The organism is Sphingomonas phyllosphaerae 5.2 (genome assembly GCF_000419605.1).
Classification (GTDB): Bacteria; Pseudomonadota; Alphaproteobacteria; order Sphingomonadales; family Sphingomonadaceae; genus Sphingomonas; species Sphingomonas phyllosphaerae_B.
The window spans coordinates 1,898,637-1,924,437 of record NZ_ATTI01000001.1; the positions used below are offsets into that span (position 1 = coordinate 1,898,637).

The window sequence follows — 25,801 nt, forward strand, 5'->3', positions numbered from 1 at the left end:
CGCATGATGGTGCACGAAACATGACCGAATGCTCATGTCGTGGACACGCGGTGGCGACCCGGTGCCGGGCAGAAGCGCGATATGAGCCCGCCGGTGCCACGTATTGCGACAAACGACCACGATACGGAGCGCACGCGGCGGCGTAGCGCGCTGGACGAGCGCATCTGCCGGCTGATCTGCCCGATCGCGGCGGCGATGGTAGGGGTGTGCCTGACCGGGATCGGATTGCTGCGCGTGGGGATCGCGTGGGGGCGACGCGCCAGTTTCGCCGACGACCTGCTGGCAATCGACTCGCTGCTGTTCCTGATCGCGATGCTGGCGTCATACCTCGCGGTCCGAACGCCGGACACGCGCCGCAGCGCCTATCTGCACCGGCTGGAGCAGGTGGCGGATGCGACCTTCATCCTGGCCATGCTGCTGCTGACCGCCGCCTGTTTCGTCATCACCTATGTCGTGAGTGCGTGACCATGTCGGACCTTCACCACGCGCACACGCCGCGCAACCCGCTCGCGATCGTGCTCGGCATCGCCGCGGCGCTGGCGTTGATCGTCATCGGCTTCGTCGGTTTTCTCGGCTATTTCGGAGGACCGGTCTACCGGGACTATCCGGTTGCGGGCCCGGCGACGAGGGTGGTGTACCTGTCCGGCGACTTCGGGACCAACGCCGGGATGGCGCCCGCGCTGATCGCCGACCTCAACGCGCACGGTTTCCCGGTGCTGGCCGTCAATTCGCTGGCGGCGTTCGGGACGCGGCGCGCGCCGGAACGCGTCGACGCGATGATCGCCGACACCGTACGCCGCGGCGTGCGAATGGCAGGCGGGCGCGCGATCGTGCTGATCGGGCAATCGTTCGGCGCCGACATGCTGCAATATGGCATCGCGCACCTGCCCGCGGCGTTGCAGCCGAAGGTGGCGGGCGTGGTGCTGCTGGTGCCGGGCAGTACCTTGCTGTTCAAGGCGAGCCCGGGCGGGGTGCTGGACGGCGCGCCCGACGCGCCGGCCGCACCGAGCGCGCGGCGGATCGACTGGGTACCGCTGACCTGTATTCAGGGAGCGGGCGAGACGCACAGCCTGTGCCCCCTGCTTTCGGGTGCGAACGTACGACGCGTGGCGCTGCCGGGCGGGCATTTTCTCGAGTATGACGTGCCGACGATCGCACGGACGCTGCGCAGCGCGATCGCGCGCCGTCGCTGAGCCGTCATCTTCATTACGGATAGTTCAGCCGGCGTCGAGCTGCCGGCAACCCGTCGGCGGTCATGGTTGCCGGATCACAGGGGAGCGATGATGTTCAGATTACGCGTTGCCGCGATCGCCGCGGCCTGGATGCTGGCCGCGGCGACCGCGCCCGCCGCAGCGCAACCGGAGGCCCCGGCCCAGCCGCAGGCGACGCCCACCAACCCGATCTACGGCATGTGGATCAACCCGTACCGCAGCGTGGCGGTGCGCACCGGCCCGTGCGGTGAGCGGCTGTGCGGATGGATCGTGTGGGCGAACCAGGAGGCGCAGAACGATGCGCGCGACGGGGGCACGCCGAAGCTGATCGGCACCGCGTTGCTGGAGAATTATCGCAACGACAAGCCCCGGAGCTGGTCGGGCACGGTGTTCGTGCCCGACATGAACCGACGCTTCTATTCGATCATCCAGCAAGTCGCGCCCGACCAGATGAAGGTGAAGGGCTGCATCCTCGGCGGACTGCTGTGCAAGTCGCAGGTGTGGCACAAGATTGCGGAACTGCCCCATGCGTGAGTGGCACGCGCGGCTGACGCGGCATCGCACTGCGTTGTCGCTGGCCGCGATGCTGGTGCTGATCGCGATCGGTTTTGCGGCAATGCAACAACTGACGCGCGAGATGCACTTCGCGGAGGTTCGCGGCGCGCTGCACGCATTATCGGCGTGGCAGGTCGTGCTGTCGATCGGGTTCACGGCGCTGAGCTATCTTACGCTGACGGGTTATGACGTGTTGGCGTTGCGCATCATCGGGCGTCCGCTGCCGTGGCGGATCGCGGCGCTGGGTTCGTTCACCAGCTATACGCTAAGTCACAATCTCGGGCTGTCGCTGCTGACCGGCGGATCGGCGCGCTATCGCATCTATACCGCCGCCGGGCTGGACGGGCCGGACGTCGCGCGCGTGATCGGGATCGCCAGCGCGACCTTCTGGAGCGGCGTGGTGACCGTCGCGTCGGTGGCGCTGCTGGCGCGTAGCGGGCCGATCGACCTTGCCGGGGTCACGATCCCGGCCGGGATTGCGCATGGCGTGGCGGCGGCGGTGCTGGTCGGCGTCGCGGCGATCGTCATGCTATGCGGCAACGCCGATGGTCCGATGCGCGTGTGGCGGATGAGCGTGCCGTTGCCGAGCGCCGGTCAGGCGCTGGCGCAGATCGGGCTGGCGGTGCTGGACACCGGCGCGGCGGCCGCGGCGCTGTTCGTGCTGGTGCAGGGCGCCGATCCGGCGCTGCTGCCGGCGTTCGTGCTCGCCTATGCGCTGGGGATCGTCGCGGCGGTGCTGGCGCACGTGCCAGGCGGGATCGGAGTGTTCGAGGCGGTGGTGCTGGCAGTGCTGCCCGGCGACCGCTCCGTCGCGTTCGCCGCACTGATCGCGTATCGCGTCATCTATTACCTGCTGCCGCTGGCGGTAGCGGTGGCGATCCTGGCGTGGCGCGAGGGGGTGCGGCGGCGGCACCTGCCGGGACACCCGCTACCGTCGCGGCTGCTGCGCGACGGGCGGGCGGTCGCCAACGGGATCGCGCCGCTGGCGTTGACCGCGGCGACGTTCATGGGCGGCGCGATGCTGCTGCTGTCGGGATCGCTGCCGTCGCTGCACGCGCGGATGGGCGTGCTGGCATCGATCGTGCCGCTGCCGTTCATCGAGGCAAGCCATGTCGCGGCGAGCCTGGTCGGCACCGGGCTGCTGCTGCTTGCACCGGCGCTCTACCGTCGGCTGGACGGCGCGTTCGTCGCGACGCGCGCGCTGTTGCTGGCCGGGGCGGCCTTCTCACTCGCCAAGGGCATCGACTACGAAGAGGCGATCGCGTGCCTGACGCTGGCGGCGATGCTGCAATGGACGCGCGGCGCCTTCTACCGCCGCACCGCGTTGACGCAGGTACGCTGGTCGGTGGGATGGCTCTCCGCGGTGCTGGTGGTGCTGGCGGCGGCGGTGTGGATCGGGTTGTTCGCCTACCGCCACGTCCCGTACCAGGACGATCTGTGGTGGCATTTCGCGCTGAAGGGCGATGCGCCACGCTTCCTGCGTGGGACATTGGCGGCGACCGCTGCGCTGATCGCCGCGATAGTGTGGCGGTGGATGTCGCCGCCGCGCAGCCTGCCGGAGATGGCAAGCGCCGATCCGGCCGCAGTCGCGCGCGTGCTCGAATTGGCCGACCGGACCGACGCGATGCTGGCGCGGACCGGCGACAAGCGCTTCCTGTTCGCCGCGTCGGGCGACGCGATGTTGATGTATCAGGTGCGCGGCGCGAGCTGGGTAGTGATGGGCGATCCGGTCGGCGAGCGCGACGAGTGGCCGGAGCTGCTGTGGCGGATCCGCGACCTGGCGGATCAGGCGCAGGGTCGGTTGCTGCTGTATCAAGTGACGGGACCGGTGCTGGAACTGGCGATCGGCATGGGGCTGCACGTCATCAAATATGGCGAGGAAGCGGTTATCGACCTGCCTGGGTTCACGCTGGACACGCCGCGATTGCGATCCGTGCGCAAGGCCGAGCGGGCGGCGGCGCGGCGCGGACTGTCGTTCCGGATCGTGCCCGCCGCGGCGGTGCCGGTGGTGCTGGACGAGTTGCAGGCGATCTCCGATGCGTGGATGGCGGCGAAGGGGCATGCCGAAAAGGGCTTCAGCCTCGGCCATTTCGGCCGCGATTACATGCAGCAGTCGGACGTCGCGCTGGTGATGGAGGGCGAGCGGATCGTCGCTTTCGCGAACCTGTGGCTGACCGCTAACCACGCGGAAGCGTCGGTCGATCTGATGCGGCATCACGACGACGCGCCGCACGGCACGATGGACTATCTGTTCGTCAACATCCTGCAATGGGCAAAGGAGCGCGGGTATCGGCGCTTCACGCTCGGTATCGCGCCATTATCGGGAATTTCGGGGCGGCGGCTGGCGCCGGCCTGGGCACGGGCGGCGGCGCTGGTCTTCAACCATGGCGAGCGACTGTACGGGTTTCGCGGGTTGCGCAGCTACAAGGAGAAGTTCGCGCCACGATGGGAGCCGCGCTACATCGCGGGGCCGAAAGGGATCGCGCTGATCAGTGCGTTGCGCGACCTGTCGCGGCTGATCGGGCACGCACCCGCCACGTCGTAGCCGACGCGGCGGGTGCGCGACCCGTAAGGCTCAATCCTTCGGCTTGCTGAGGTGCGCGCTGAGGAACTTGTTCATCTCGAACATGCTGGCCGACTTCTTGCCGAAAATCTTCTCCAGCTTGTCGTCGGCATTGATCTGACGCCGGTCCTTGGCGTCCTGCAGATCATGCTTCTTGATGTATTCCCACACCTTGCTGACGACCTCGCTGCGCGGCAGATCGTCCTTGCCGACGATCTCGGCCAGATCGGCGGACGGCGTGACCGGGGCGGTGATGCCGCCGCGTGCGCCGCTGGCGGGCTTGCCGGTCGCCTTGACCTTCTTCTCCGCAGCCTTGGTTTCGTCCTTGCCGCGCTTTTCCGCCGACTTTGCCATTTATATGCTCCTGTCCTGAACAATGGTCGAATGGCGCAACACGTGGGTGAAGCGCAAGTTCATCTTGCCTGTTATCGCGGGTTCTGCCCGCGCGCAGCCGGTAGCACAAGGCGGAACGTCGTCGACATGTCGCCTACATGCGTCGGCGTGTCGCCGTGCATGGCGTTGAAAGTCCACGCGCTGTGGTGCGTGCCGCTCATTGCGGCGCGAGCTCGGCCCAGATCGGGAGGTGATCGGAGGCGACGCGCGACGCCGGCGAATGGTGCACCCCGCAGGCGGTGATGCGCAGCTCCGGAGAGACCATGATCCGGTCGAGCCGCGCGATCGGACGGCGCGCGTGGAAGCTGGGCCCGGTTTCCGCGAGGCGGAACGCGGCACCGAAATCGCGCAGGCAGCCGGCGGCGCGCGTCCATTCGTTCAGATCGCCCATCATCACGGTCGGCAGTCGCTCGGCGTTGCCGGCGACATGTGCGAGGATCGCCGCGGCCTGTCGGCGACGCCACAGCCCGGACAGATCGAGGTGCATGCCGACGATCCGCACCGTCACACCGTTGATCGCGACGTCGGCCATGACGGCGCCGCGCGGTTCGAGCGCGGGCAGGTGGAGTTGTTCGCACGCGACGACGCGCGCCGACTTGCGGACGAGGATCGCGTTGCCGTGCCACCCCATGCTGCTGGCGCGCATGCCGAGGCCGACCGACTGCCAGTCGCCGTGTTCCTCCAGCAGATGCGGGGTGAGAACCGCGACGCGTTGGCCGAAGCGGCGGTCGGCCTCCTGAAGGCAGACGATGTCGGCATCGACCTCGCGCAGCACCTGGAGCACGCGTTCGGGGCTGCGGCGGCGATCGGTGCCGATCGCCTTGCGCATGTTGTAACTGGCGACTTTCAAGTTCATTGCCGGTGCGCAACGGACGATGGCGGCTCCCCGTTCCGGCCGCCGCGACGAGGAGCGTGGACGCAAGCCACCGCAGCGGCTAGCAGGGCCGCGGCCCCTGGCCGACCGTACGTTCGGTGCGGCGCGTTGGCTTGCCCCTGCTCAGCAAGGATTGAAGATGATCGGATCGGTCGCTCGCTCGTTTCTGGCGTGGATAATCAATGGCGTTGCCGGCAATCTGCCGGACGATGCCTATTCGTCGCGATTGCGCGCCTATGTCTACAGGCCGTTGCGCTTCCGCTTCGGCGCGGCGCCGACGATCAAGGGCGGATGCCGCATCAACGGCTTCGGCCTGCGTATCGGCGCGCGCGTCTTCATCAACCGCAGCTGCTATTTCGACCTGTCCGCGCCGATCGAGATCGGCGACGAGGTGGTGGTCGGCCACCATGTGATCTTCGTTACCGCAGACCACGAGATCGGCGATGCGCGGCGGCGCGCGGGCAAGGTGGTGCCGAAGCCGATCGTCGTCGAGGACGGCGCCTGGATCGGGGCGCGGAGCTTCATCATGCCGGGGGTGCGGATCGGACGCGGCGCCGTCGTAGGCGCGGGTTCGCTCGTGAGGCAGGACGTGCCCGCCAACTGTATCGTCGCGGGCGTGCCGGCCAAGTTGCTGCGGCAGATCGAGGATTGAACAAGAGCCTCGACACCTGCCTCCTCAGGCCTCGATTTCATCCAGTTGCATCCAGCGGTAGATGGCGAAGCTGAGCGCCCACGCCGCCGCGAAGACGCCGATGATGAAGAAGCCGAGCATGTTGAAATGCGCTCCCAGCTGCCGCGCAACGTCCCACAGGCCCCCGGACAGGTCGAGCTTGTCGGCGAGCAGCGCGGCGGTCTCGATGCCGCCGATAGTGACCGCCAGAAGCGCGGAGACCGCGGTGATCGTGACGTTGTAGTAGAGCTTGCGGATCGGGCGGATGAACGCCCATTCGTACGCACCGAGCATCAGGACACCGTCGGCGGTATCGACCAAGGCCATGCCGACCGCGAACAACGCCGGGAACACCAGCACTGCGGCGAGCGAGAAGCCATCGACCGCCTGCGCGGCGGACAGGCCGAGGATCGCTACCTCGGTGGCGGTGTCGAAGCCCAGGCCGAAGAGAAAGCCGAGCGGCGCCATGTGCCACGGGCGGGTTATCAGCTTGAACAACGGGCGTAACAGGCGGGAGAGCGGTCCACGCCCGGCGAGCAGGACGTCGAGGTCGTCGTCGCTGTAGCGGCCGCCGGCACGGACGTGGCGGAACGTCCGCCAGACGGAGCGCAGGATGATCAGGTTGATCGCCGCGATCGCGAAGAGGAAGCCGGCGGAGAACAGGGTCGCGATCACGCTGCCGACCGCCTTCGCCGTTTCGAAGCGGGCGAGCGCATTCGTGGTCGCGGCGATCGCGACGGAGGCGATCAGGATGACGGCGCTGTGCCCGATCGCGAACCACAGGCCGACGCTGATCGGCCGCGTCCCGTCCTGCATGAGCTTGCGGGTCACGTTGTCGATCGCGGCGATATGGTCGGCGTCGACGGCGTGTCGCAACCCCAGCGTCCAGGCCAGCAACGCCGTCCCGAGCATCGCCGGGGCGGCGTGGAACAGGCTGCCGGCCCAAATCCACGCACCGACGTTCGCCGCCAGCAGCAGCGCGAACAGCGCGATGAGACGGGGGCGCAGCCGAGCGGCGGGTGAGGCTTGCATGAGGTGGATCGCTTTCGGAAGGGAGCGGATCATCGTTCGAACAGGCGCTCGGCAAGCGGCTCGCGTGCCTGCCAGTCGCGGCGTTCGAGTTCCGGGACAGCGTCGGGCGCAAGCGGGGTGCCGAGGCACAGCACGGCGACGAACGACCAATGCGACGGTACGTCTAGCATCGCCGTCACGACGTCGGGATCGAGGATCGATACCCAGCCGAGTCCGTAGCCGCGCGCGCGTGCGGCGAGCCAGAGCGTGTGAACCGCGATGACGGTGGAATAGCGCAGCGTTTCCGCCATCGTCGCGCGGCCGAGGCCGTAGCCGGCGGTCGGCGCATCGTCGTTGAAGACCGCGATGACCTCCGGAGCTTCGCGCAGACCGTGCAGTTTCAGCGCGGCGTAGCGATCACGACGGGCCGGATCGGTCAGTTGCCCGGCGGCGGCTTGGCTGGCGGCATCGACATGCCGGGCAAGCCGTTCGCGCAACATCGCCGAACGGACGCGGACGAAGCGCCACGGCTGGGCGTTCCCGACGGAGGGCGAGCGTGCGGCGGTGGCGAGCAGCGCGTGCAGGTCGGCTTCGAGGATCGCATCGCGACGGAAGTGCCGGACGTCGCGGCGCCAGCGAAACAGCTCGTCCAGCTGCGCGGCGAACGCGGTATCGAAGACGGGCGGCGTCATGCCGGTTCGACCGCGCGGCGAAGGAGATAAGTGTCCATGATCCAGCCGTGTTCGGCACGCAGCGCGGCGCGCGCGGCCACGATCTCCGCCGCGACTGCGGGGAGCGCGCCCGCGATCAGCGCCTGCTGGGCCATGCCGAGATAGGCACCCCACCAGATCGCAATACCGGCGGCCGGCAGGGTGGCGAAGGCGCAGTCACCGTCGAGCATCACCGCGACACTGTCCGCGCTGGCGGGCCAGCCAGCGTCGCGCAGCCGGCGACCGGTGGTGATGACCACGGGCGCGGCCAGCGTGTTGAGCGTGATCGCATGAGCGGCGGTGAGCGCCTGCAGGCTGGTGATGCCGGGCACGACATGGATGCGCAGCGCGATGCCGCCGGCCCGAAGCCGGTCGGCGATGCGCAGCGTGCTGTCGTAGAGCGACGGATCACCCCAGACGAGCAGTGCGAGCCGGCCGCCATGCGGCAAGTGCCGGTCGGTCAGCGCCGCCCACGTCGCGGCGATCGCGTCGTGCCAGTCGTTGACGGCGGCGAGATAATCGCCGCCGGACGCGCGCACGGGCAGATCGAACTCGACGATGCGGACCGGCCGCGTCAGCGCGGCGGCGCAGATCGCCCGGCGCAGGTCGATGAGGTCGGACGTGGCATCGCCCTTTCGCGGGAGCAGGATGAGATCGGCGGCGTTCATCGCCTCCTCCGCCTGCCGGGTCAGGTGCGCAGGATTACCGGTGCCGATCCCGATCAGATGCAGGTCGATCACGCGTCTTCGTCCATCAGCGAGCCGTACAGGATCAAGGCGGGCGCGGTGCCGACGTCGGTCGACAGACGCGCCGCAAGTGCGGCAATCGTCGCGCGGGTCAGGCGCTGCTCGGGATGCCCGACGTGCTCGGCAAGCAGCGCGGGGGTGTCGGGCGACAGGCCATGTTCGATCAGGCGGGCGGCCAGCGCGGGAAACGTGCGCTTCGGCATGAAGATCACCGTCGTAGCCTCCGCATCGGCGAGCGCGGGCATGTTGAGCGCGCCGGGCAGCCCGCCGGTAACGTCATGGCCGGTCACGAACTGGACGCGCCGCGCGCTGAGGCGCCGGGTGAGCGGGATGGCGGCCGCGGCGGCGGCGGCGGAAGCCGACGTGACGCCGGGAACGATCTCGAACGCGATGCCCGCGGCACGCAGCGCGAGGATCTCTTCCTCCAGCCGCCCGAAGATCGCCGGATCACCCGACTTCAGCCGCACGACGCGCGCGCCGAACGCGGCATGATCGACGAGCAATTGCGAGACGTGCGCCTGCGTCGGGGAGGCCCGGCCCGCGCGCTTGCCGACCGCCACCAGTGCCGCACCGGGACGGATATGGTCGAGCAGCGGGCCGGACGACAAGTCGTCGAACAGCACCACGTCGGCAGCCTCGAGCCGCGAGACCGCCTTCAGCGTGAGCAATTCCGGATCGCCCGGCCCGGAGCCGACGAAGGAGACGAAGCCGGTCATCGCACGCCCCCGCCATCCGGTGCGATCAGGTGGAAGAAGGTGCCCGACACGCGGTCACGATACGATCCGGTTTCCGTGACCGGATTGCCCTCCGCATCGACGACGTGCGCGAGCGCGGCGTCGGGCTGCTCCAGGATCGTCGAATAGTGGAATTCGTGACCGCGCAGCGTCGTGGCGGCGGGCAACCCGGCCATCCCCGACAGCAGGGTCGCGTGACGATAGCCGAGGTGCATCCGGCGCTGCGCATAGCTGGTGACGAGCCCGAGCAGCCCGGCCATCCGGTGCCGGTTACCCTCCGCGTCGATCAGCGCCGCGCCGAGTGCCATGTAGCCACCGCACTCGCCATGTACGGGACGGGTGCGCGCGTGTTCGCGCAGCGCGGCGTGGAAAGTGGCAGCGGCGGCGAGCCGTCCGGCGTGGAGTTCTGGATAGCCGCCGGGAAGCCAGACGAGATCGGCGGACGCGGCAGGAGCCTCGTCGGCGAGCGGCGAGAAGGGCAGGAGCTCAGCGCCCGCGCGTCGCCAGGCATCGAGCATATGTGGATAGGCGAAGGAGAAGGCGGCATCCTGCGCCAGCGCGATCCGTTGTGCCGGCGGTGCGAAGCGACATGGTTCCGCAGGCGCGTGCGATGCGGCGCCGGCGACATCGCGCAACGCGGCCAGATCGACGTGCGCGCGCAGGAACGTCGCGTAGGCGGCAATGCGCGCCTCCAGATCGGGGTGTTCGGCGGCCTGAACGAGGCCGAGGTGTCGCTCCGGCAGCGTCAGGTCGCCGCGGCGCGGCAAGGCACCGAACACAGGCAGCCCGACGGCCGCCATGCCGCCGCGCGCCAGACGCTCGTGCCGCGGGCTTGCCACCCGGTTGAGGATGACACCCGCGACGCGCACTGCCGGATCGTAGCGCGCGAAGCCGAGCGCGGTCGCGGCCGCCGATTGCGCCTGACCGGAGACGTCGATGACCAGGACGACCGGCCAGCCCATGCGGCGCGCGATCTCGGCGCTGGCACCGTTGCCGGACGCCCCCGGTGCCGCGACACCGTCGAACAATCCCATCGATCCTTCGGCAATGGTGAGATCGGCACCGTTCGCCTGCGCCGACAGGCTGTGCAGCATGTCGGCCGGCATGGCCCAACTGTCGAGGTTGAACGAGCGGCGGCCGCTGGCGGCGTGGTGAAAGGCGGGATCGATATAGTCGGGACCGCTCTTGAACGGCTGCACCGTCAGGCCGTCGTCGCGAAGCGCGCGCAGCAGACCGAGCATCACCGTCGTCTTGCCCGTGCCCGACGCCGGGGCGGCGATCATGAGGCCGGGCGTCATGCCATGGGCTCCGCGAAGCGGGAACCGCTGCCTTGCGGGCGAAAGCGGCGATCATAATCGGGGGCGTAGAGGCTGCTTTCGACGAACTCGCTCGCCCCCAGCACCGGCCCGACGAGGATCAGCGCGGTGCGCCCCGGCCCGTCCTTCGCCGCGACCGTCACATCGGCGAGCGTGGCGCGCACGATGCGCTCGTCGGGCCAACTCGCCCGCCACACGACGGCGACCGGGCAATCGCCGCCGTAGATCGGGATCAGGTCGGCCGCGACGCGTTCGAGGGCGTGGATCGACAGGTGGATCGCCAGCGTCGCGCCCGTCGCCGCGAAGGTCGTCAACCGTTCGGCAGGCGGCATGGTGCTGGCGCGACCCGGCGTGCGCGTCAGCACCACCGACTGCGTAAGGCCGGGCAGGGTGAGTTCCGCCTCCAGCGCCGCGGCGGCGGCGGCGAAGGCGGGAACGCCGGGTGTGATCGTGAACGGGATATGGAGCGCACGCAGCCGGCGCAGCTGCTCGCCCATCGCCGACCAGATCGACAGGTCGCCCGAATGGAGCCGCGCGACGTCCAGCCCCTGCGCATGTGCCGCTTCGATCTCGGCAACGATCGCGTCGAGCGACAAGGGCGCGGTGTTCACGATCCGCGCGCCCGGCGGGCAATGGTCGAGCAGCGCCGCCGGGACGAGCGATCCGGCATAGAGGCAAACCGGAGAGCCGGCGATCCGGTCACGCCCGCGCAGCGTCAGCAGGTCAGGTGCGCCGGGGCCGGCGCCGACAAAGTGGACGGTCATCGGTCTGGTCCTTCGGCGATGGCGCAGGTCGCCATCCGGTCTGGAGAGATGTGGCGGACTGCGAGCAGGCGTGCGCCGGCGCCCGCCGCAGCCAGCGCCGCCGCCTCTGCGACACTGCCGGTGCCGCGGGCGGCAAGGCTGGCCGGAGACTGCGTCGAGGTGGTCGTTGCGCCGAGCGCCGATAGCGGAACGGCGAATAACGGAAGGCCAAGCGTCTCCGCGACGCGGGCGAGCAACGCAATCTTGTCGCCGGGCGCGGCCAGAGCGGTGACCTGCGCATGTCCTGCCTGCGCCAGCGCCAAAGCGGCGTGGAGCGAGCTGGCGCTGGCGCCGCGCCGATACCCGAAGCCAGCCACGATCACAGCGTCACGCTCCACTGGACGATCGGGTAATGCGCGCGCCAGCCACGGCGCGTGCCGAGCGGCGCGGCCTCCGCCATCTCGACGCGCAGCAGATCGCCACCCTTTGCGGCATGCCATTGCGCCAGCAGCGCCTCGGATTCCAGCGTCACCGCATTGGCGACCAGCCGCGCGCCGCTGCGCAATCGGCCGCACAAATCTTCGAGCAGGTCGGCAGACAATCCGCCGCCGACGAAGACGGCGTCGGGCAGCGGCTGGTTGGCCAGCACGGCGGGGGCATGCCCTTCGATCACCTGCAACCGCTCCACACCAAGCGCCTCGGCATTGCTGCGCGCCCGCGCTGCGCGGGTCGGGTCCGCCTCGAAGGCGAGTGCGTGATTGGCAGGATCGGCCAGCAGCCATTCGATGCCGATCGAACCCGATCCCGCGCCGATGTCCCACAACAGCTCGCCGCGACGTGGCGCGAGCGCCGAGAGCGTCAGCACACGAACCGGGCGTTTGGTGAGCTGTCCGTCATGCGCGAACCAGTGATCGGGGCGCCCGCTGGCGGCGGGCAGGACCGCGCCCGCACCTTCCACCGTGATGGCAACGGCGACGGGATGGCGTGTATCGGCGACGTCGCAGGTCGCTGCGCGCGCACGCCGCAGGCGCTCGGATGGGCCGCCGAGCGCTTCGCAGATCCACAGATCGCTGTCGCCGAAGCCGGCGGCATCCAGATAGCGCGCGAGCGACGCCACCGCTGCGCCGTCGCGCACCGTCGCCACGATGCGGCGACCGGGCGTGAGATCCGGCCGCAGACGCGCGAACGGCGCGGCGTGCAGGCCGAGGCAGCGCGTGTCCTCGATCGGCCAGCCAAGCCGCGCGGCGACCAGCGCGAAGGTGGACGGGGCAGGGTGCGCGATCCATTCGTCGGACGGGATGTGGCGCGCCACGACGGACCCCGCGCCGAACCAGAACGGATCGCCCGACACCAGCATCACCACGCGGCGGCCGCGACGTGCGAGCAGCGGCGCGATGCCGTCCGCGAACGGCACCGGCCACGCGGCGGTGTCGCAGCGGACGTCGGGGAGCAGCGCGAGATGCCGCGCGGCGCCGGTCAGCCAATCGGCGCCGGCGATTGCCGCGAGACTTGCGGCGGAGAGGCCCGCCGGTCCATCCTCGCCGATCCCGACGATCGTCAGCCACGGATTGCCCGATTCCTCAACCATGACCCACGTCCTGATCCTTGGCGGCACGACCGAAGCCAGCGCGCTTGCCGCGGCGCTTGCGCATGCCGGCATCGCCGCGACGCTGAGCTATGCCGGACGGGTCGCCAATCCGCGCGCGCAACCGGTGGCGGTACGTGTCGGCGGGTTCGGGGGCGTCGCGGGGCTGGTCGAATGGTTGCAGGTGAAGCGCGTCAGCCATCTGGTCGATGCGACCCACCCGTTCGCGGCGCAAATGAGCGCGCACGCGGTCGCCGCCGCTGCGCAGGCCGGCGTGCCGCATCTCGCACTGACGCGACCCGCCTGGGCCGCGGAGACGGCGGATCGCTGGACACGTGTCGCCGATATCCCGGCGGCGGTGGCGGCGCTTGCCGGCGGGCCGCGCCGGGTGATGCTCGCGCTCGGCCGGATGCATGTCGACGCGTTCGCCGCCATGCCGCAGCATCGCTACCTCCTGCGCTTCGTCGATCCGCCGCGCACCGCCATCGCCTTGCCCGGGCACCGGTTGGTGGTGGACCGCGGGCCCTTTACGGTCGAGGGCGACCTCGCGCTGCTGCGCAGGGAGGCGATCGAGCTGCTGGTCTGCAAGAATGCGGGCGGCAGCGGCGCGCAGGCCAAGCTGATCGCGGCGCGGACGCTGGGTCTGCCGGTCGTGATGATCGACCGCCCGCCGCTGCCCGACCGCGTCGAGGTGCACGACGTCGCGGCGGTGCTGCACTGGATCGGTCATGCCGCCGACCGCGGCGTGTAGAGAAAGCGCGTGCCCGGCACCATACGCGTGCGGCTGGATCCGACGATCACGACGGTTCGCATGTCGGCCAGTTCGGCGCGCGCGTCCGGCAGCGCGACGACGTGCAGATGTTCCTGCGCGGTGGAGACGGCGCGCGCGAACAGGATCGGGCGACGATCCGCGCAGGTGTCGCGCAGGATCGCGAGCGCGGTCGCCAGCCCGTCCGGCCGTGCCCGCGAGCGCGGATTGTAGAAGGCGATCGCGAAATCCGCCTCGGCCGCCAATCGTACGCGCCGGTCGATGATCGCCTGCGGCTTCAGGTTATCCGACAGGTTGATGGCGCAGAAGTCGTGGCCCAGCGGTGCGCCGGCGCGCGCGGCGGCGGCCAGCATCGCGGTGATGCCGGGCAGCACACGGATATCGAGAAGCGCCCAGGCGGGATCGCCGTGTTCGACCGCTTCGAAGATCGCCGCCGCCATCGCGAACACGCCGGGGTCGCCGGACGACACCACCACCACCCGGTGCCCGGCGCGCGCCAGTTCGAGTGCATGCCGCGCGCGGTCCAGCTCCACGCGGTTGTCGGACGGGTGCAGCGTCAACCCGTCGCGCGGCGCGACGCGGGCGACATAGGGGATGTAGCCGATCACATCGGTCGCCTCGGCCAGCGCATCGCTGACCTCGGGTGTCACCATTGCATCGTCGCCGGGGCCGAGGCCGGCGATGGCGAGCCAGCCGTTCATGGCCGACGCCCCTGTCCGTGGATCAGCAGGATCGAGAAATAAGGCGCGACCGCATCCGCATCGACCAGCCTGGTGACGCGTTGCCCGGGCATCGCAGCATGCTCGACGAGCCACGCGCAATCCTCGCGCCCGGCGGTGGCGATGGCGCGACGCAGCTTGGCGAGATGACGTCCGATCTTCATCACGACGAGCGCATCGGTGTCGCAGATCCGCCGCGCGAGGTCGGCCTCCGGCAACGTTGCCGTCAGGATGGTCAGCACATCGTCGCCCCAGGTGATCGGGAGCGCGCTGGCGGTCCAGGCACCCGACATGCCGGTAATCCCGGGCACGACGGCGACCGGCACGACCCCGTTGAGGCGGCTGTGCAGGTGCATGAACGAGCCGTAGAAAAAGGGATCGCCCTCGCACAGCACGACGACGTCCTCTCCGCTGCCGACGAGAGCGCCCAGGTGGCGGGCGCAATCGGCGTAGAAGGCGCCAAGCTGCGCGTTGTAGCGCGGATCGGTGACCGGTATCTCCGTCGTGACCGGATATTCCATCGCGAACTCGATCGCGTCGGGGCGCAACATGCCATCGACGATGCGGCGGGCGTGGCCGGCGCGCCCCGCTTTCCGGAAGAAAGCGACATGGCGAGCGCCGCGTACCAGCCGGTCGGCGCGGACGCTCATCAGGTCTTGCGCGCCGGGGCCGAGGCCGACGCCGTGGAGCATCGCCGACGTCATTCCGTGCGGCTCGCCAGCGCGTTGATCGCAGCAACGGTGATGGCGCTGCCGCCCAGCCGTCCTTCTATGACGGTGCATGGAACCGGCTGTTCCGCCCATAGCGCCGCCTTGGATTCCACCGCACCGACGAAGCCGACCGGGCAGCCGATGATCGCTGCCGGGCGCGGGCAGTCCGGGTCTTCAAGCATGTTGAGCAGGTGGAAAAGCGCGGTCGGCGCATTGCCGATCGCGACCAGCGCGCCGGCCAGATGGGGACGCCATAGCTCAAGCGCGGCCGCCGACCGGGTGTTGCCGATCGTGCGCGCACGCTCCGGGATATCGGGGTGGTGCAGCGTGCAGATCACGGGATTGTCGGCCGGCAGGCGCGCGCGGGTGATCCCCTCCGTCACCATCCGAGCATCGCACAGGATCGGTGCGCCGGCCGCCAGCGCGGTGCGGGCAGTCGTCACGAAGCGCGGCGAAAAGCGGATGTGGGCGGCCAGTTCGACCAGTCCGGCGGCGTGGATCATTCGCACCGCGACCGGTTCCTCATCGCGGTCGAAGCGCGCCAGCGCCGCCTCGGCGCGGATGGTGGCGAACGACTGGCGATAGATGGCGGCGCCGTCCGTCTCGTAGACGTGGGGCATCAGTTGACTCCGAACAATTGGAGGACGTGCCGCGCGTCGAGCCCGCAGCGGGCCGGTGGAGCGTCGGCGCGGGCGTCGCGGGCGAGATCGTACCGGCCGTCGCGGCCGGTAAGGACGACCGCGGCCGGTGCGGCGCGTGCGCAGCCTTTCGCGCAACCCGATACGTGCAATGTGCCGACGATGGCCGGCGCGAGGCGGGTGGCGAGCGCGCGTGTTTCGATGGTCGCCTGCGGACAAGCGGGGGCACCCACACAGGCATCGACGGCAGCGAGCGCATCCGGCGCCGGTACGCGATCGTCGCCCTCGATCAGCAGGCACCGCCATGGCGTGGTGCGCACGGCGGTCGCGCCGGCGGACAGCGATGCGGCGAACGACGGGACGTCAATCCGTCCGAAGGCAAGCGGATGCACAGCGCCGAGTGGATGGCCGCCCGCAGCCACGGGACGGGATGGCGGCGCCGGGCGTGCTTCGCCGTTCGCCCAGCCGGGTAGCGGCGCCACGTGGCGCGCCATCCTGCCGACGTCGCGGCCACCGGTGGCGACGAACCAGTCCGCAATGGCGATCAGCGCATCGACCTCGGCGCCCGGCGCGACGATCGTGCCGGTGGCACGCCCCTCCGCACGCAGCATCAACGCGCCGCCGGTCGTACGTTCGATACGGACGTCGGCTGGCGATGCGGTCAGCAGCGGGGCGTGGCCGGCGTCGATCGCGAAGCCGAACTTGCCCGGCAGCGGCGGCAACATGGCGATGCGCCGTTCCAGTTCGTCCGCGATGCGGTGCGTATCGTCGCCATGCGTCCAGTCGGGCGCGAGCAGGATCGTACGCCGCGCTTCACGCTGGGGATCGGGATCGACCAGCCGGAGCGCCACCAGCTCGGCGAGCAGCAGTCGCCAGCTTGCCTCCGTCGCGCCGCGGATTTGCAGGTTCGCGCGGTTGGTGACGTCGATCTGGCCGTTACCGTGGACGAGCGCCGCTGCGCACAATCCGAGCATCTGGTCGCGCGTCAATCGCCCAAGCGCGGGGCGGACGCGGACCAGCAGGCCGTCGCCCGCGGCCATCGGCCGCCACGCGGTGGGGCACCAGCCGCGCGTCGCGCTCATGCCGCGCCCTCCAATCGCGCGAGGATCGAGTTCCGGCGCGTCCGCCACAGCCCCGCCGCGCGAAGCGCCGCGAAGCGGGCATCCATCGCAGCCAGTGCGGCGGGATTGGCCTGCGCCATGAACGCGCGGACATCGTCGCGGGCGAGCGTCGCGTCGAAGTAGAGGTCGAATGACTCGGTCGTGACCGCGCCGGCGAGGTGCGCGAAGGTGCCGAGATGGTCGAGCGTGGCTGCGATCTCTGCGGCCCCGCGGAAGCCGTGTCGCATCATGCCGGCGATCCAACCGGGATGCGCGGCACGGCCGCGCACGACGCGCGCGATTTCTTCCGCCAGCGTTCGTGCGCGGGGCCGATCCGGATCGGTCGCGTCGAGATGGTAGGGGCGGGCGTTACCGCCGGTGATCGCCTGCGCAGCGGCGAAGGCGGCTTCATGCGCGGCATAATCGGCGGCGAGCAGCAGGTCGGTCTCGGGCAGGTCCTGAACGTGGACGAACAGCTCGGCCGCGGCGACGCGGGCACGCAGCGCAACGGGATCGGCACGGTCTTCCCCGCCGTCGATCGCATGCGACGATGCGGTGAGCCACGCCTCGCCCGCGGCGCGGCGCGCGTCGGGCGTGTAGGTGTCGGCGGCGTCGCCCAGCCCGACGCCGTAGCGGCCGGGCGCGGGACCGAAGACGCGCGGCGTGGCGGGCACGCCGACGAACGGGTTCCGGTCGGCCGGTTCGTCGCGCAGCGCGATCGCGCGCACTGCCTGTCCGAACATCGCGCACAGCGTCGGGAAAGCGTCACGGAACAGCCCGGACACGCGCAGCGTCACGTCGATGCGCGGACGGTCGAGCACGAGGAGCGGGAGGACCTCCACGCCGGTGACGCGCTCCGAGCCCATGTCCCACACCGGCGCGGCGCCGAGCAGGTGCAGCGCCATCGCGAACTCTTCGCCGGCGGTGCGCATCGTCGCCGATCCCCAGAGGTCTACGATCATCGTCCGCGGATAATCGCCGTGATCCTGCAGGTGGCGGCGGATCAGCTCGTCGGCGAGCCGCACGCCCTGCGCCTGCGCGGAACGTGACGGCACCGCGCGCGGATCGGTGGTGTAGAGGTTGCGGCCGGTCGGCAGTACGTCGCGCCGCCCGCGCCACGGCGATCCCGACGGACCGGCGGCGACCCGCCGCCCGTCGAGCGCAATCAAAAGCCCGTCGCGCTCCGCCGCGCCGTGTTCGCCGCGCCCGAAGACATGCAGCCCGTCCCCGAACTGGCTGTCCTTCACATCGCACACGAACGTATCGATCCGGGTGATCGCCTCGGCATCGGACGCCGCCGCGCCGAGCCCGAGCACCCCGTCCAGCCCCAGCGCCCGCGCTTCGTCACGGATATCGCCGCGCAACCGCGCCCGGCGCGGCGGGTCCAGCCCATCGGCGTTCGAGAATTCGTCGAGCAGCGTTTCCAGTCGGCCCAGACCCGCTGCAGTGCCGGTGCGAGCGAGCGGCGGCGGGACGTGGCCCAGCGTCACCGCCCCGATCCGCCGCTTGGCCTGCGCGGCCTCGCCGGGATCATTGACGATGAAGGGATAGACGATCGGCAGCGCGCCGGTCAGCGCCTCTGGCCAGCACGCATCCGATAGGGCCACTGCCTTGCCGGGCAGCCATTCGAGCGTGCCATGCGCCCCGATATGGACCAGCGCCTGCATCCCGCGCGCACGCAGCCACAGGTAGAAGGCGATATAGGCATGGCGCGGGCAGCGCGATAGATCGTGATATTCCCCGATGCGGCCATCCGGCTGGCCGCGCTCGGGCTGCAATGCGACAATGATCTCGCCGCAGCTGATCGCACCGAACCGGAACCGCCCGTCGACGAGCGCGGGGTCGTCTTCCGGCGCCCCCCATGCGGCGGCCACCTCGGCTTGCAAGCTGGCGGGAAGGCAGCGCAGCGCAGTGCGATAGTCCGCGATCGTCCATTCAAGCGTCTCGGTGGCGAGCAGCCGCGGCAGATCGGCCGGGCAGGGCGTGGCCCCGTAGCCCGCCGCAGCGAGATCGTGGAGAATCGCCGCGACACTCGCGAGCGCATCTAGCCCGACCGCATGCGCCATCTGCTGCGCCTTGCCGGGGTAGGTCGAGACGACGAGGCAGAGCCGGCGCTGCGCCGCGGGTGCGTGCGCCAGGGTGATCCAGCCGTGGATGCGCGCGACGATCGCGGCGATCCGCGCCGGCTCGGCACGATGCGCGCGGCGCTTGAACTGCAGGTCGGGATCGTGCGGCGCATCGTCCTTGAAGCTGGCGACACCCGCAAACACGCGCCCGTCGACCTCCGGCAGCACCACGTGCATCGCCAGATCGGCCGGCGACAGCCCGCGCTGCGCCTTCGTCCAGGCCGCGCGATCGGACGTGGCGAGCGCGACCTGGAACACCGGCACCGCTGCGCCGTCCAGCGGGGTGGCGCCGGTTTCGTCCGTGGCGGAGAAGGCAGTGGCGTTGACGATCGCGGCCGGTAACAGCGCGGAGACCCACCGCCGCAGCCATGGCGACGCTTCCGCATCTTTCAACGACGGAGCGAACAGCGCGAGGACGTCATAGCCGCACGCCTCGAACCCGGCCTGCAACGCCGCGACCGGATCGAGATCCGCGGCGGTCAGATATGAGCGGTAGAAGACGATCAGGATGCGCGGCCGCGTTGCGGTAAACGCAAAGGCGGCGGGGCAGGTGACCCCGCTTGCCTGCTGCCAACCGCCGACCGGCGCGATGGCTGGCGCGCTCGGCGCCGGCCTGACGTAACAGCCCGCGGCGAGGGCGAATTGCGCCAGCGCTTCCTGCGCCGCCGCAGCGCCGCCAATGTCGCATAACTGCGTCAAGCGTCGCAGCGTCGAGACCGGGACGGTGGAGATCGTATCGAGCCGGTCGTCGACACGCCCGTCGGCAGGGATGACTGCCAACGCAATCCCGCGCTGCCGTGCCAGCGTTTCCACCTGCCGAAGCCCGTACGACCAATAGGCCGCGCCGCCGATCAGCCGGATCAGGATGCCCCTGGCCCCATCGAGCGTGCGCTCGACATAGGTGTCGACCGACAGCGGGTGCGTCAGTTCGGCGAGGCTGGCGAGCCGCAGGCGGGGCAGCGCGGCGTCGCCGGCGGCGGCCGCGGCGGCCACGGCGGCGTGCCACCCGGCCGCGAACGCGCCGAGATCGCTGTCCGAGAAGGACAAGACCACGAGATCGGCGGCGTCCTGCCCCAGATCGCGCGGCGACGCGCTCTCCTCCAGGCCGTGCGCTTCGCGGAAGACGACGTGCATGGCGGGTCAGCCGTGCAGCGCAGCCCGGATGAGGGCGGGATCGAGCCGGTCCCGCTCGGCGATGACCACGAGGCGGGTATCGCGTGGCTCGTCGCCCCGCCACGGCTGGTCGTAATGGGTGCGGACCCGGGCACCCACTGCCTGTACCAGCAGCCGCATCGGCTTGCCCGCGACCGCCGCATAGCCCTTCACGCGCAGCACGTCGCCACCGTGGCCGAGCGCCTCTACCCGCGCGGCGAGATCGTCCGCAGTCGCGATTTCTCCAAGTTCGACGACGATGCTGTCGAAATCGTCGTGCTCGTGATCGTCCTCGCCATCATGATGCGAGGGGCGGGCGGCGAGATCGTCTTCGGCGGCGGCACCGATGCCCAGCACGATCCTCGGATCGACCACGCCGTCGGTCAGTTCGAGGATGGGCAGCGATCGCGGCGTCTCCGCGGCGATGACGGCGCGGGCGGCGGCGATACCGCCCGCACCGGCGAGGTCGCACTTGCTCAGCAACACCATGTCGGCGCACGCAAGCTGGTCCTCGAACACCTCCGACAGCGGCGTTTCATGATCGATGCTGGGATCGGCGGCGCGTTGCGCATCCAGCGCGGCGACATCCGGTGCGAAGCGCCCGCTCGCCACCGCCTCCGCATCCGCCACCGCGACGACGCCGTCGACGGTGATCCGCGACCGGATGGCAGGCCAGTCGAACGCCTTCAGCAGCGGCTTGGGCAGCGCGAGCCCGGAGGTTTCGATGAGGATGTGGTCGGGGCGCGGATCGAGCGCGAGCAGCGTCTCGACGGTGGGGATGAAATCGTCGGCTACGGTGCAGCAGATGCAGCCGTTCGAAAGCTCGACGATGTTCTCGGCGGGGCAATCGGGGATCGCACACCCCTTCAGAATGTCACCGTCGACGCCGAGGGTGCCGAACTCGTTGACGACGACCGCCAGCCGGCGGCCACCCGCGTTGCGGATCAGGTGGCTGATAAGCGTCGTCTTCCCCGCGCCCAGAAAACCGGTGACGATGGTGACGGGGACTTTCGACAGGTTCGCGACAGGTGAGAATGCTGACATGGTGTTTTCCGCGGCACTGGCAACGACCGGCGGGGGCCGACACGTCGGCCGGCGCACGACCACGGCGGGGCGCCGAATGCCCTCCGCAACGCACACCGATGCAGCCCCAGCCACACAGGTTCGTCGCTCAGACGGAGAACCGTGCCGCGACCATCCCCTGGATCGAAGCAAGAGCGACCATATCGCCGGCAGGTCTCCTGGCTTGCGGGTCAAAGCTCGGGCATCGCCTTCCCAGGTGTGCATCCGTGGATGCCGCATCCCAGTGGCCGCTCCGGTCAGGGAGCATGACGCCTTCGCTCACCGCTCACAGTTGCAGGGACAGCCGCGGATTTGGGGGGAGGCCCCCCGCACCGCATTCCCATTCAAGCCCCTTTCGGGGCACCGGCGCGATCATCGAGCGCCGAAAAGGCCCTCGCCGTGGTCTTAGCTTCGTGGCGGCGCGTTGCCAATTCCTCAAATGCGCTGCCGCCCGGTCGGCCCGGCATCCGCGAGGACGGCGCGGGTTTTCATCGAGGCGCGAGCGACATGCGGGCAGGCGGAATGCCAGGCCAGGCGCCGGTTCGCGCGACAGAATAAGCGCCGGGCTGATTCAGGAGAGCTTGCCTGATCGAGCGCGCACGCTCGACGACCTGGAGGAGTTCGGGCCGATCGATCGTCGCTCCCATGACGTGCATCGGCTCGGCCGGCCGACCCGCGTCTCTCTCCCTCCGACTCGTGGACCCATGTCGTCCCGGCGCTTGCATCCGGGCCTCAGAACGGCAGGATGACATCGAGCAACTGCTGTCCGAGGCGCGGCTGTTGCATGTCGGTCAATTGGCCGCGTCCACCGTAGCCGATGCGGGCCTCGGCGATCTGGTTGCTGCGGATGCTGTTGTCGCGCGCGATATCCTGCGGGCGGACGATGCCCTGGACCACGACTTCGCGCAGTTCGAAGTTGACGCGGACTTCCTGATGCCCCGCGATCGAGAGGTTGCCGTTCGGCAGCACGTCGACCACCACCGCGGCGATCGCGGTGTTGATCTGTTCGCTGCGCGAGGTGTTGCCGGCGCCGCCCGATGCGGAATTGCTGTCGGTGGCGATAAGGCTGGATGGATTGGGGTTGCCGGGCAGCACCTTGCCGATCTTCGATTCAAGTCCGAGCAGGCCGGGCAACCCGAGGTTCTCCTTGCCGCGCCGCGAGCGGGTAGAGCTGTTATCCAGCGCCGCATTGTCAGCGATGTTGATCCGGACGGTCAGGATGTCACCGACGCTGGAGGCGCGCTGATCGTGGAAGAAGGCACCCGCGCCGGTGCGGAACAGCGATGCGCCGCCACCCGCCTGTTGTGTCGTCACGCCGCCGGTATAGCGACCGGCGATCGCCTGACCGCCCAGCGAAGGTTGAACATCGGGTGCCGGGCGCGAAATGGCGGGCCCCATCCGCGGCGCTTTGCCGATCGCGGAGAGACGGTCGACCGTGCCGCAGCCGGACAACGCGAAGGCCGACATCGCGAGCGCGACGGGGGCGTAGGGTAGCTTCGGCGACATGCGGCTATTCCTGTTCGTTGACGATGCGGACGCGGCGGGGGCCGTCGACGATGGCGTCGAGGCTCCGGCGGGTCGCAAGCGCGAGCACACGGATCGGCTGGCCGTTTGCGGCTCCCGACAGCGCCTGTCCCGGCGTGGTGATCGAGAGACCGCCGGCACGATAGAAGATGGCGACGGCGTCGCCGCGGCTGATCTGCTGCGGCGCGCGCATGTCGCTGCGCCGCACCACGCGCCCGGCCGCCAGGTTATGCGTCGCCTGGAACCCGGCGGCATCGGCGGGCCGCACGGACCCGGTCATCGAGGGGGGATCGCCGGCCTAGCGAAGGCGGAAGTCGGCGATCGTCAGCGTCGTACCGGCCGTTACCGGATGGGAAAGGACGAAGACCTCCGGCGTCGCAGCGGCGGGGCGGGCGCTGCCGACGGGGATGATCCCCGCCAGCAGCGCCGCGACGGCGGCGTTGGCCAGCAACATCGCGCTCAACGCAACTGCGAGGTGGTGGCGAGCATCTCGTCGGCGGTCTTCACCGTCCGGCTGTTCATCTCATAGGCGCGCTGCGCGCTGATCAGCGCGGTGATCTCCTGCACCGGGTTGACGTTCGATGCCTCCAGCGAGCGTTGCTCAAGCATGCCGTAGCCGGGCTGGCCGGGGTTCGCGACGTTGGGCTGGCCCGATGCGTCGGTCTCCAGGAACAGGTTCGAGCCGACCGCCTCAAGCCCCGCCTCGTTGACGAACAGCGCGAGATCGAGCTGGCCGACATCCTGCATTTCGGTCTGGCCGGCCAGCTTCACCTGGACCATGCCCGTCTTCGATACCTGCACCGCGATCACGTCACGCGGGATCGTGATCTCGGGCTGGACCGGGTACCCGTCCGTGGTCACCAGCATGCCTTCGGGCGACAGCCGGAACGAGCCGGCGCGGGTATAGGCGAGATCGCCACCCGGCATCGTGACGCGGAAGAACCCCTTGCCGTCGATCGCCATATCGTAATCGTTGCCGGTCCTGGTGATCGGGCCCTGCTCTCCGATGCGAGCGATGTCGGCGGTCCGCACGCCGGAGCCGATCTGGATGCCGGAGGGCACGCGTGTGTTGTCGGCGCTGGTGGTGGCGCCCGGCCGCGAATCCTTCTGGTACAGCAGGTCCTGGAACTCGGCACGCTGCCGCTTGAAGGCGGTGGTGTTCATGTTGGCGATGTTGTTCGCGATCACGTCGACGTTGGTTTGCTGCGCCAACATGCCGGGCAAGCAGATGGCGATCGACGCCGATCTGTCCGCCGGGCTCCTCACCGAACAGGAGGCGCGCGACCGACGCGCCGAACTGGAGGCCGAAAGCGGCTTCTACGGTGCGATGGACGGTGCGTCCAAGTTCGTTAAGGGCGACGCGATCGCCGCTCTGGTCATCACCGGGATCAACATCGTCGTCGGGCTGACCATCGGTGTGTTGATCCACGGCGTACCGTTCGGTGACGCCTTCCGCACCTACACGATACTGACCGCGGGCGAGGGGCTGGTCAGCCAGATCCCCGCGCTGATCGTCTCGATCGCTGCCGGCCTGCTCGTTTCCAAGGGTGGCGTGACGGGAAAAACGGGCGCTGCGCTGGGCGAGCAGCTCGGCCGCTATCCGAAGGCGTTCGGCATGGTCGCGGCGCTGCTGACCGCGCTCGCCTTCATCCCCGGCCTGCCGTTCGTCCCGTTTGCCTTGCTGGCGACGTGTTGCGGTGTGGCGGCGTGGCAGATGTCGCAGCGCGCCTGGCGCGACAAGGCGGCCGAAACGGCGCGCGCCGCACTGGCGGAACAGGCCGAGGCGGATGTCGACGAGCCCATCAGCCGGACGATCGCGATCGACGCGATCCGGGTCGAACTTGGCTATGCGCTGCTGCCGCTGATCAACGATGCCGTCGCAGAGCCGCGGCTGGACGATCAGGTTCGCGCGTTACGGCGCCAATTGGCGGGGGACTATGGCTTCGTCCTGCCCGCGGTCCGCATTCTCGACAGCATGAGCCTTCAAGCGAACGAATATGTCGTTCACGTCAAAGACACCGAGGTCGCCCGCGGCGAGCTGCGGATCGACAAGTTGATGGTCATCGCGCCTGGCGGGGGCGACATCGGCATGAGCGGGGAAGCGACGCTGGAGCCCGTGTTCAAGTTGCCCGCATTGTGGATTGACCGCAGCCTACGCGAGGAGGCCGGATTACGTGGGCTTACGGTCGTCACCTGCGGCACGGTCGTCACCACTCATCTGACGGAGGTGGTCAAGGCGAACCTGCCGGATCTCCTGTCCTATACCGAAACGCAGAAGCTGCTGACCGATGTGCACAAGGAAGACGCCAAACTGGTCGCGGAGATCATCCCGGCAAAGCTTTCGATGTCGGGATTGCAGCGGCTGCTACAGATGCTGCTGGCCGAAGAAGTGTCGATCCGCGACATGACGACGATCCTCGAAGGCGTAGCAGAGGCGACCGGCTTTACGCAGAACATCCGGACGATGGTCGAGCATGTGCGCTCACGCCTGTCGCGGCAGATCTCCGCGCAGCATACTCGCGACGGCACGATCCCGATCGTCACACTTGGTCCCAGCTGGGATGCGTGCTTCGAGGAGAGCATAGTCGGACAGGGTGACGATCGACAGCTGGCGATGTCCCCGACGCAGATGCATCGCTTCGCCAGCGACGTGCGCGACGCTTTTGAACGGTTCGCACAGGCGGGCGAAGTGCCGTGCCTGTTGGTAAGCCCGAGCGTGCGGGCGTTCGTCAGGTCGGTGGTCGAACGGATCCGCCCTGCCACCGTGGTGCTGTCGCAGAGCGAAATCCATGTCCGTGCGCGCATTCGCACGATCGGTTCGCTCGAAGCGGCAGCGCCCGCTGTGACGAAAGCGCTGCGGAACGCCGCATGACGCGGCTGTCCTCCTATA

The 25,801-nt window shown here is 69.6% G+C and carries 27 protein-coding genes and 1 riboswitch; of the genes, 7 read left to right on the plus strand and 20 right to left on the minus strand.

All coding sequences use genetic code 11. From position 1 onward, the window contains the following. The first annotated feature begins 93 nt into the window (after positions 1–93). The 4 genes from SPHPHY_RS0108870 (at position 94) to mprF (ending at position 4,311) form a co-directional block, all read left to right on the plus strand. On the plus strand, positions 94–465 hold the full coding sequence (locus SPHPHY_RS0108870) for a hypothetical protein (RefSeq protein ID WP_231370389.1): 372 nt from the start codon (positions 94–96) through the stop codon (positions 463–465). A gap of 2 nt (positions 466–467) precedes the next feature. Then, a complete protein-coding gene (locus SPHPHY_RS0108875) occupies positions 468–1,193 on the plus strand; it encodes an AcvB/VirJ family lysyl-phosphatidylglycerol hydrolase (RefSeq protein ID WP_051148296.1) in 726 nt (241 codons plus the stop codon). A 90-nt stretch (positions 1,194–1,283) separates the two neighbouring features. Further along, positions 1,284–1,745 (plus strand): DUF2147 domain-containing protein, encoded by a 462-nt coding sequence (locus SPHPHY_RS0108880; RefSeq protein WP_196802151.1) that lies wholly within the window; start codon positions 1,284–1,286, stop codon positions 1,743–1,745. Next, positions 1,738–4,311 carry a bifunctional lysylphosphatidylglycerol flippase/synthetase MprF gene (mprF, locus tag SPHPHY_RS0108885; RefSeq protein WP_022686333.1) on the plus strand — a complete coding sequence of 858 codons (2,574 nt, stop codon included), beginning with the start codon at positions 1,738–1,740 and terminating at the stop codon, positions 4,309–4,311. The genes SPHPHY_RS0108880 and mprF overlap by 8 nt, the downstream gene beginning before the upstream one ends. Before the next feature lie 30 nt (positions 4,312–4,341). Here the strand turns inward: mprF and SPHPHY_RS0108890 are convergent, their stop codons facing one another. Together SPHPHY_RS0108890 and SPHPHY_RS0108900 are read right to left on the minus strand one after the other, a co-directional pair. Beyond that, positions 4,342–4,683: an SWIB/MDM2 domain-containing protein gene (locus tag SPHPHY_RS0108890; protein ID WP_022686334.1), complete on the minus strand. Its 342-nt coding sequence runs from the start codon at positions 4,681–4,683 to the stop codon at positions 4,342–4,344. A 196-nt stretch (positions 4,684–4,879) separates the two neighbouring features. Next, the gene (locus SPHPHY_RS0108900; RefSeq protein WP_022686336.1) at positions 4,880–5,578 is read right to left on the minus strand and encodes an endonuclease/exonuclease/phosphatase family protein; all 699 of its coding nucleotides are present in this window, start codon (positions 5,576–5,578) and stop codon (positions 4,880–4,882) included. Positions 5,579–5,735: 157 nt separating this feature from the next. Between SPHPHY_RS0108900 and SPHPHY_RS22645 the strand changes: the two genes are divergently transcribed. Then, positions 5,736–6,248, plus strand: coding sequence for an acyltransferase (locus SPHPHY_RS22645; RefSeq protein WP_022686337.1), 513 nt, complete (start codon positions 5,736–5,738; stop codon positions 6,246–6,248). Between the two features lie 24 nt (positions 6,249–6,272). On the opposite strand, the gene SPHPHY_RS0108910 is transcribed toward SPHPHY_RS22645, so the two are convergent. From SPHPHY_RS0108910 to SPHPHY_RS0108945, 8 genes are read right to left on the minus strand one after another with little or no spacing between them, the layout of a single operon-like run. Continuing rightward, positions 6,273–7,298, minus strand: coding sequence for a HoxN/HupN/NixA family nickel/cobalt transporter (locus SPHPHY_RS0108910; RefSeq protein ID WP_043130886.1), 1,026 nt, complete (start codon positions 7,296–7,298; stop codon positions 6,273–6,275). 29 nt (positions 7,299–7,327) lie between these two features. Then, positions 7,328–7,969: a 5,6-dimethylbenzimidazole synthase gene (bluB, locus tag SPHPHY_RS0108915; RefSeq protein ID WP_022686339.1), complete on the minus strand. Its 642-nt coding sequence runs from the start codon at positions 7,967–7,969 to the stop codon at positions 7,328–7,330. Continuing rightward, positions 7,966–8,727, minus strand: a complete 762-nt coding sequence (cobF, locus tag SPHPHY_RS0108920) for a precorrin-6A synthase (deacetylating) (RefSeq protein WP_022686340.1) — start codon at positions 8,725–8,727, stop codon at positions 7,966–7,968. The genes bluB and cobF overlap by 4 nt, the downstream gene beginning before the upstream one ends. Beyond that, the gene (cobA, locus tag SPHPHY_RS0108925) at positions 8,724–9,449 is read right to left on the minus strand and encodes a uroporphyrinogen-III C-methyltransferase (RefSeq protein WP_022686341.1); all 726 of its coding nucleotides are present in this window, start codon (positions 9,447–9,449) and stop codon (positions 8,724–8,726) included. The genes cobF and cobA overlap by 4 nt, the downstream gene beginning before the upstream one ends. Further along, complete coding sequence (locus SPHPHY_RS0108930; protein ID WP_022686342.1) at positions 9,446–10,765, minus strand: cobyrinate a,c-diamide synthase; 1,320 nt, start codon at positions 10,763–10,765, stop codon at positions 9,446–9,448. The genes cobA and SPHPHY_RS0108930 overlap by 4 nt, the downstream gene beginning before the upstream one ends. Beyond that, positions 10,762–11,547 carry a precorrin-4 C(11)-methyltransferase gene (gene cobM / locus SPHPHY_RS0108935; RefSeq protein ID WP_022686343.1) on the minus strand — a complete coding sequence of 262 codons (786 nt, stop codon included), beginning with the start codon at positions 11,545–11,547 and terminating at the stop codon, positions 10,762–10,764. The genes SPHPHY_RS0108930 and cobM overlap by 4 nt, the downstream gene beginning before the upstream one ends. Further along, positions 11,544–11,924 carry a cobalamin biosynthesis protein gene (locus SPHPHY_RS0108940; protein ID WP_028056686.1) on the minus strand — a complete coding sequence of 127 codons (381 nt, stop codon included), beginning with the start codon at positions 11,922–11,924 and terminating at the stop codon, positions 11,544–11,546. Before SPHPHY_RS0108940 ends, cobM begins: the two co-directional genes overlap by 4 nt. Next, the gene (locus SPHPHY_RS0108945; protein WP_022686345.1) at positions 11,906–13,114 is read right to left on the minus strand and encodes a bifunctional cobalt-precorrin-7 (C(5))-methyltransferase/cobalt-precorrin-6B (C(15))-methyltransferase; all 1,209 of its coding nucleotides are present in this window, start codon (positions 13,112–13,114) and stop codon (positions 11,906–11,908) included. The genes SPHPHY_RS0108940 and SPHPHY_RS0108945 overlap by 19 nt, the downstream gene beginning before the upstream one ends. On the opposite strand from SPHPHY_RS0108945, the gene SPHPHY_RS0108950 reads away from it, so the two are divergent. Beyond that, positions 13,113–13,862 carry a cobalt-precorrin-6A reductase gene (locus SPHPHY_RS0108950; protein WP_022686346.1) on the plus strand — a complete coding sequence of 250 codons (750 nt, stop codon included), beginning with the start codon at positions 13,113–13,115 and terminating at the stop codon, positions 13,860–13,862. The genes SPHPHY_RS0108945 and SPHPHY_RS0108950 overlap by 2 nt on opposite strands. Here SPHPHY_RS0108950 and cobJ read toward each other — a convergent pair. The 10 genes from cobJ to flgG all read right to left on the minus strand — a co-directional run bounded on the left by cobJ (position 13,838) and on the right by flgG (position 24,126). Beyond that, a complete protein-coding gene (gene cobJ / locus SPHPHY_RS0108955) occupies positions 13,838–14,581 on the minus strand; it encodes a precorrin-3B C(17)-methyltransferase (RefSeq protein ID WP_022686347.1) in 744 nt (247 codons plus the stop codon). The genes SPHPHY_RS0108950 and cobJ overlap by 25 nt on opposite strands. Beyond that, the gene (cobI, locus tag SPHPHY_RS0108960; RefSeq protein WP_022686348.1) at positions 14,578–15,303 is read right to left on the minus strand and encodes a precorrin-2 C(20)-methyltransferase; all 726 of its coding nucleotides are present in this window, start codon (positions 15,301–15,303) and stop codon (positions 14,578–14,580) included. Before cobI ends, cobJ begins: the two co-directional genes overlap by 4 nt. Beyond that, complete coding sequence (locus tag SPHPHY_RS0108965; RefSeq protein ID WP_022686349.1) at positions 15,300–15,929, minus strand: precorrin-8X methylmutase; 630 nt, start codon at positions 15,927–15,929, stop codon at positions 15,300–15,302. Before SPHPHY_RS0108965 ends, cobI begins: the two co-directional genes overlap by 4 nt. Further along, on the minus strand, positions 15,929–17,029 hold the full coding sequence (locus SPHPHY_RS0108970; protein WP_028056687.1) for a cobalamin biosynthesis protein CobG: 1,101 nt from the start codon (positions 17,027–17,029) through the stop codon (positions 15,929–15,931). Before SPHPHY_RS0108970 ends, SPHPHY_RS0108965 begins: the two co-directional genes overlap by 1 nt. Continuing rightward, positions 17,026–20,307: a cobaltochelatase subunit CobN gene (cobN, locus tag SPHPHY_RS0108975; protein ID WP_022686351.1), complete on the minus strand. Its 3,282-nt coding sequence runs from the start codon at positions 20,305–20,307 to the stop codon at positions 17,026–17,028. The genes SPHPHY_RS0108970 and cobN overlap by 4 nt, the downstream gene beginning before the upstream one ends. A gap of 6 nt (positions 20,308–20,313) precedes the next feature. After that, entirely contained in the window at positions 20,314–21,369 is a 1,056-nt protein-coding gene (gene cobW / locus SPHPHY_RS0108980; RefSeq protein ID WP_022686352.1) for a cobalamin biosynthesis protein CobW, read from the minus strand. Positions 21,370–21,538: 169 nt separating this feature from the next. Next, positions 21,539–21,770, minus strand: a riboswitch (cobalamin riboswitch). 349 nt (positions 21,771–22,119) lie between these two features. Next, positions 22,120–22,893 carry a flagellar basal body L-ring protein FlgH gene (flgH, locus tag SPHPHY_RS0108985; protein WP_022686353.1) on the minus strand — a complete coding sequence of 258 codons (774 nt, stop codon included), beginning with the start codon at positions 22,891–22,893 and terminating at the stop codon, positions 22,120–22,122. A gap of 4 nt (positions 22,894–22,897) precedes the next feature. Then, positions 22,898–23,191, minus strand: a complete 294-nt coding sequence (flgA, locus tag SPHPHY_RS20950; protein WP_051148297.1) for a flagellar basal body P-ring formation chaperone FlgA — start codon at positions 23,189–23,191, stop codon at positions 22,898–22,900. A gap of 18 nt (positions 23,192–23,209) precedes the next feature. Continuing rightward, entirely contained in the window at positions 23,210–23,374 is a 165-nt protein-coding gene (locus SPHPHY_RS21960) for a hypothetical protein (RefSeq protein ID WP_156025071.1), read from the minus strand. After that, positions 23,371–24,126, minus strand: a complete 756-nt coding sequence (gene flgG, locus SPHPHY_RS0108995) for a flagellar basal-body rod protein FlgG (RefSeq protein ID WP_043129993.1) — start codon at positions 24,124–24,126, stop codon at positions 23,371–23,373. Before flgG ends, SPHPHY_RS21960 begins: the two co-directional genes overlap by 4 nt. On the opposite strand from flgG, the gene SPHPHY_RS19790 reads away from it, so the two are divergent. Next, positions 24,074–25,783 (plus strand): flagellar biosynthesis protein FlhA, encoded by a 1,710-nt coding sequence (locus tag SPHPHY_RS19790; RefSeq protein WP_081645283.1) that lies wholly within the window; start codon positions 24,074–24,076, stop codon positions 25,781–25,783. The genes flgG and SPHPHY_RS19790 overlap by 53 nt on opposite strands. The last annotated feature ends 18 nt before the right edge of the window (positions 25,784–25,801 follow it).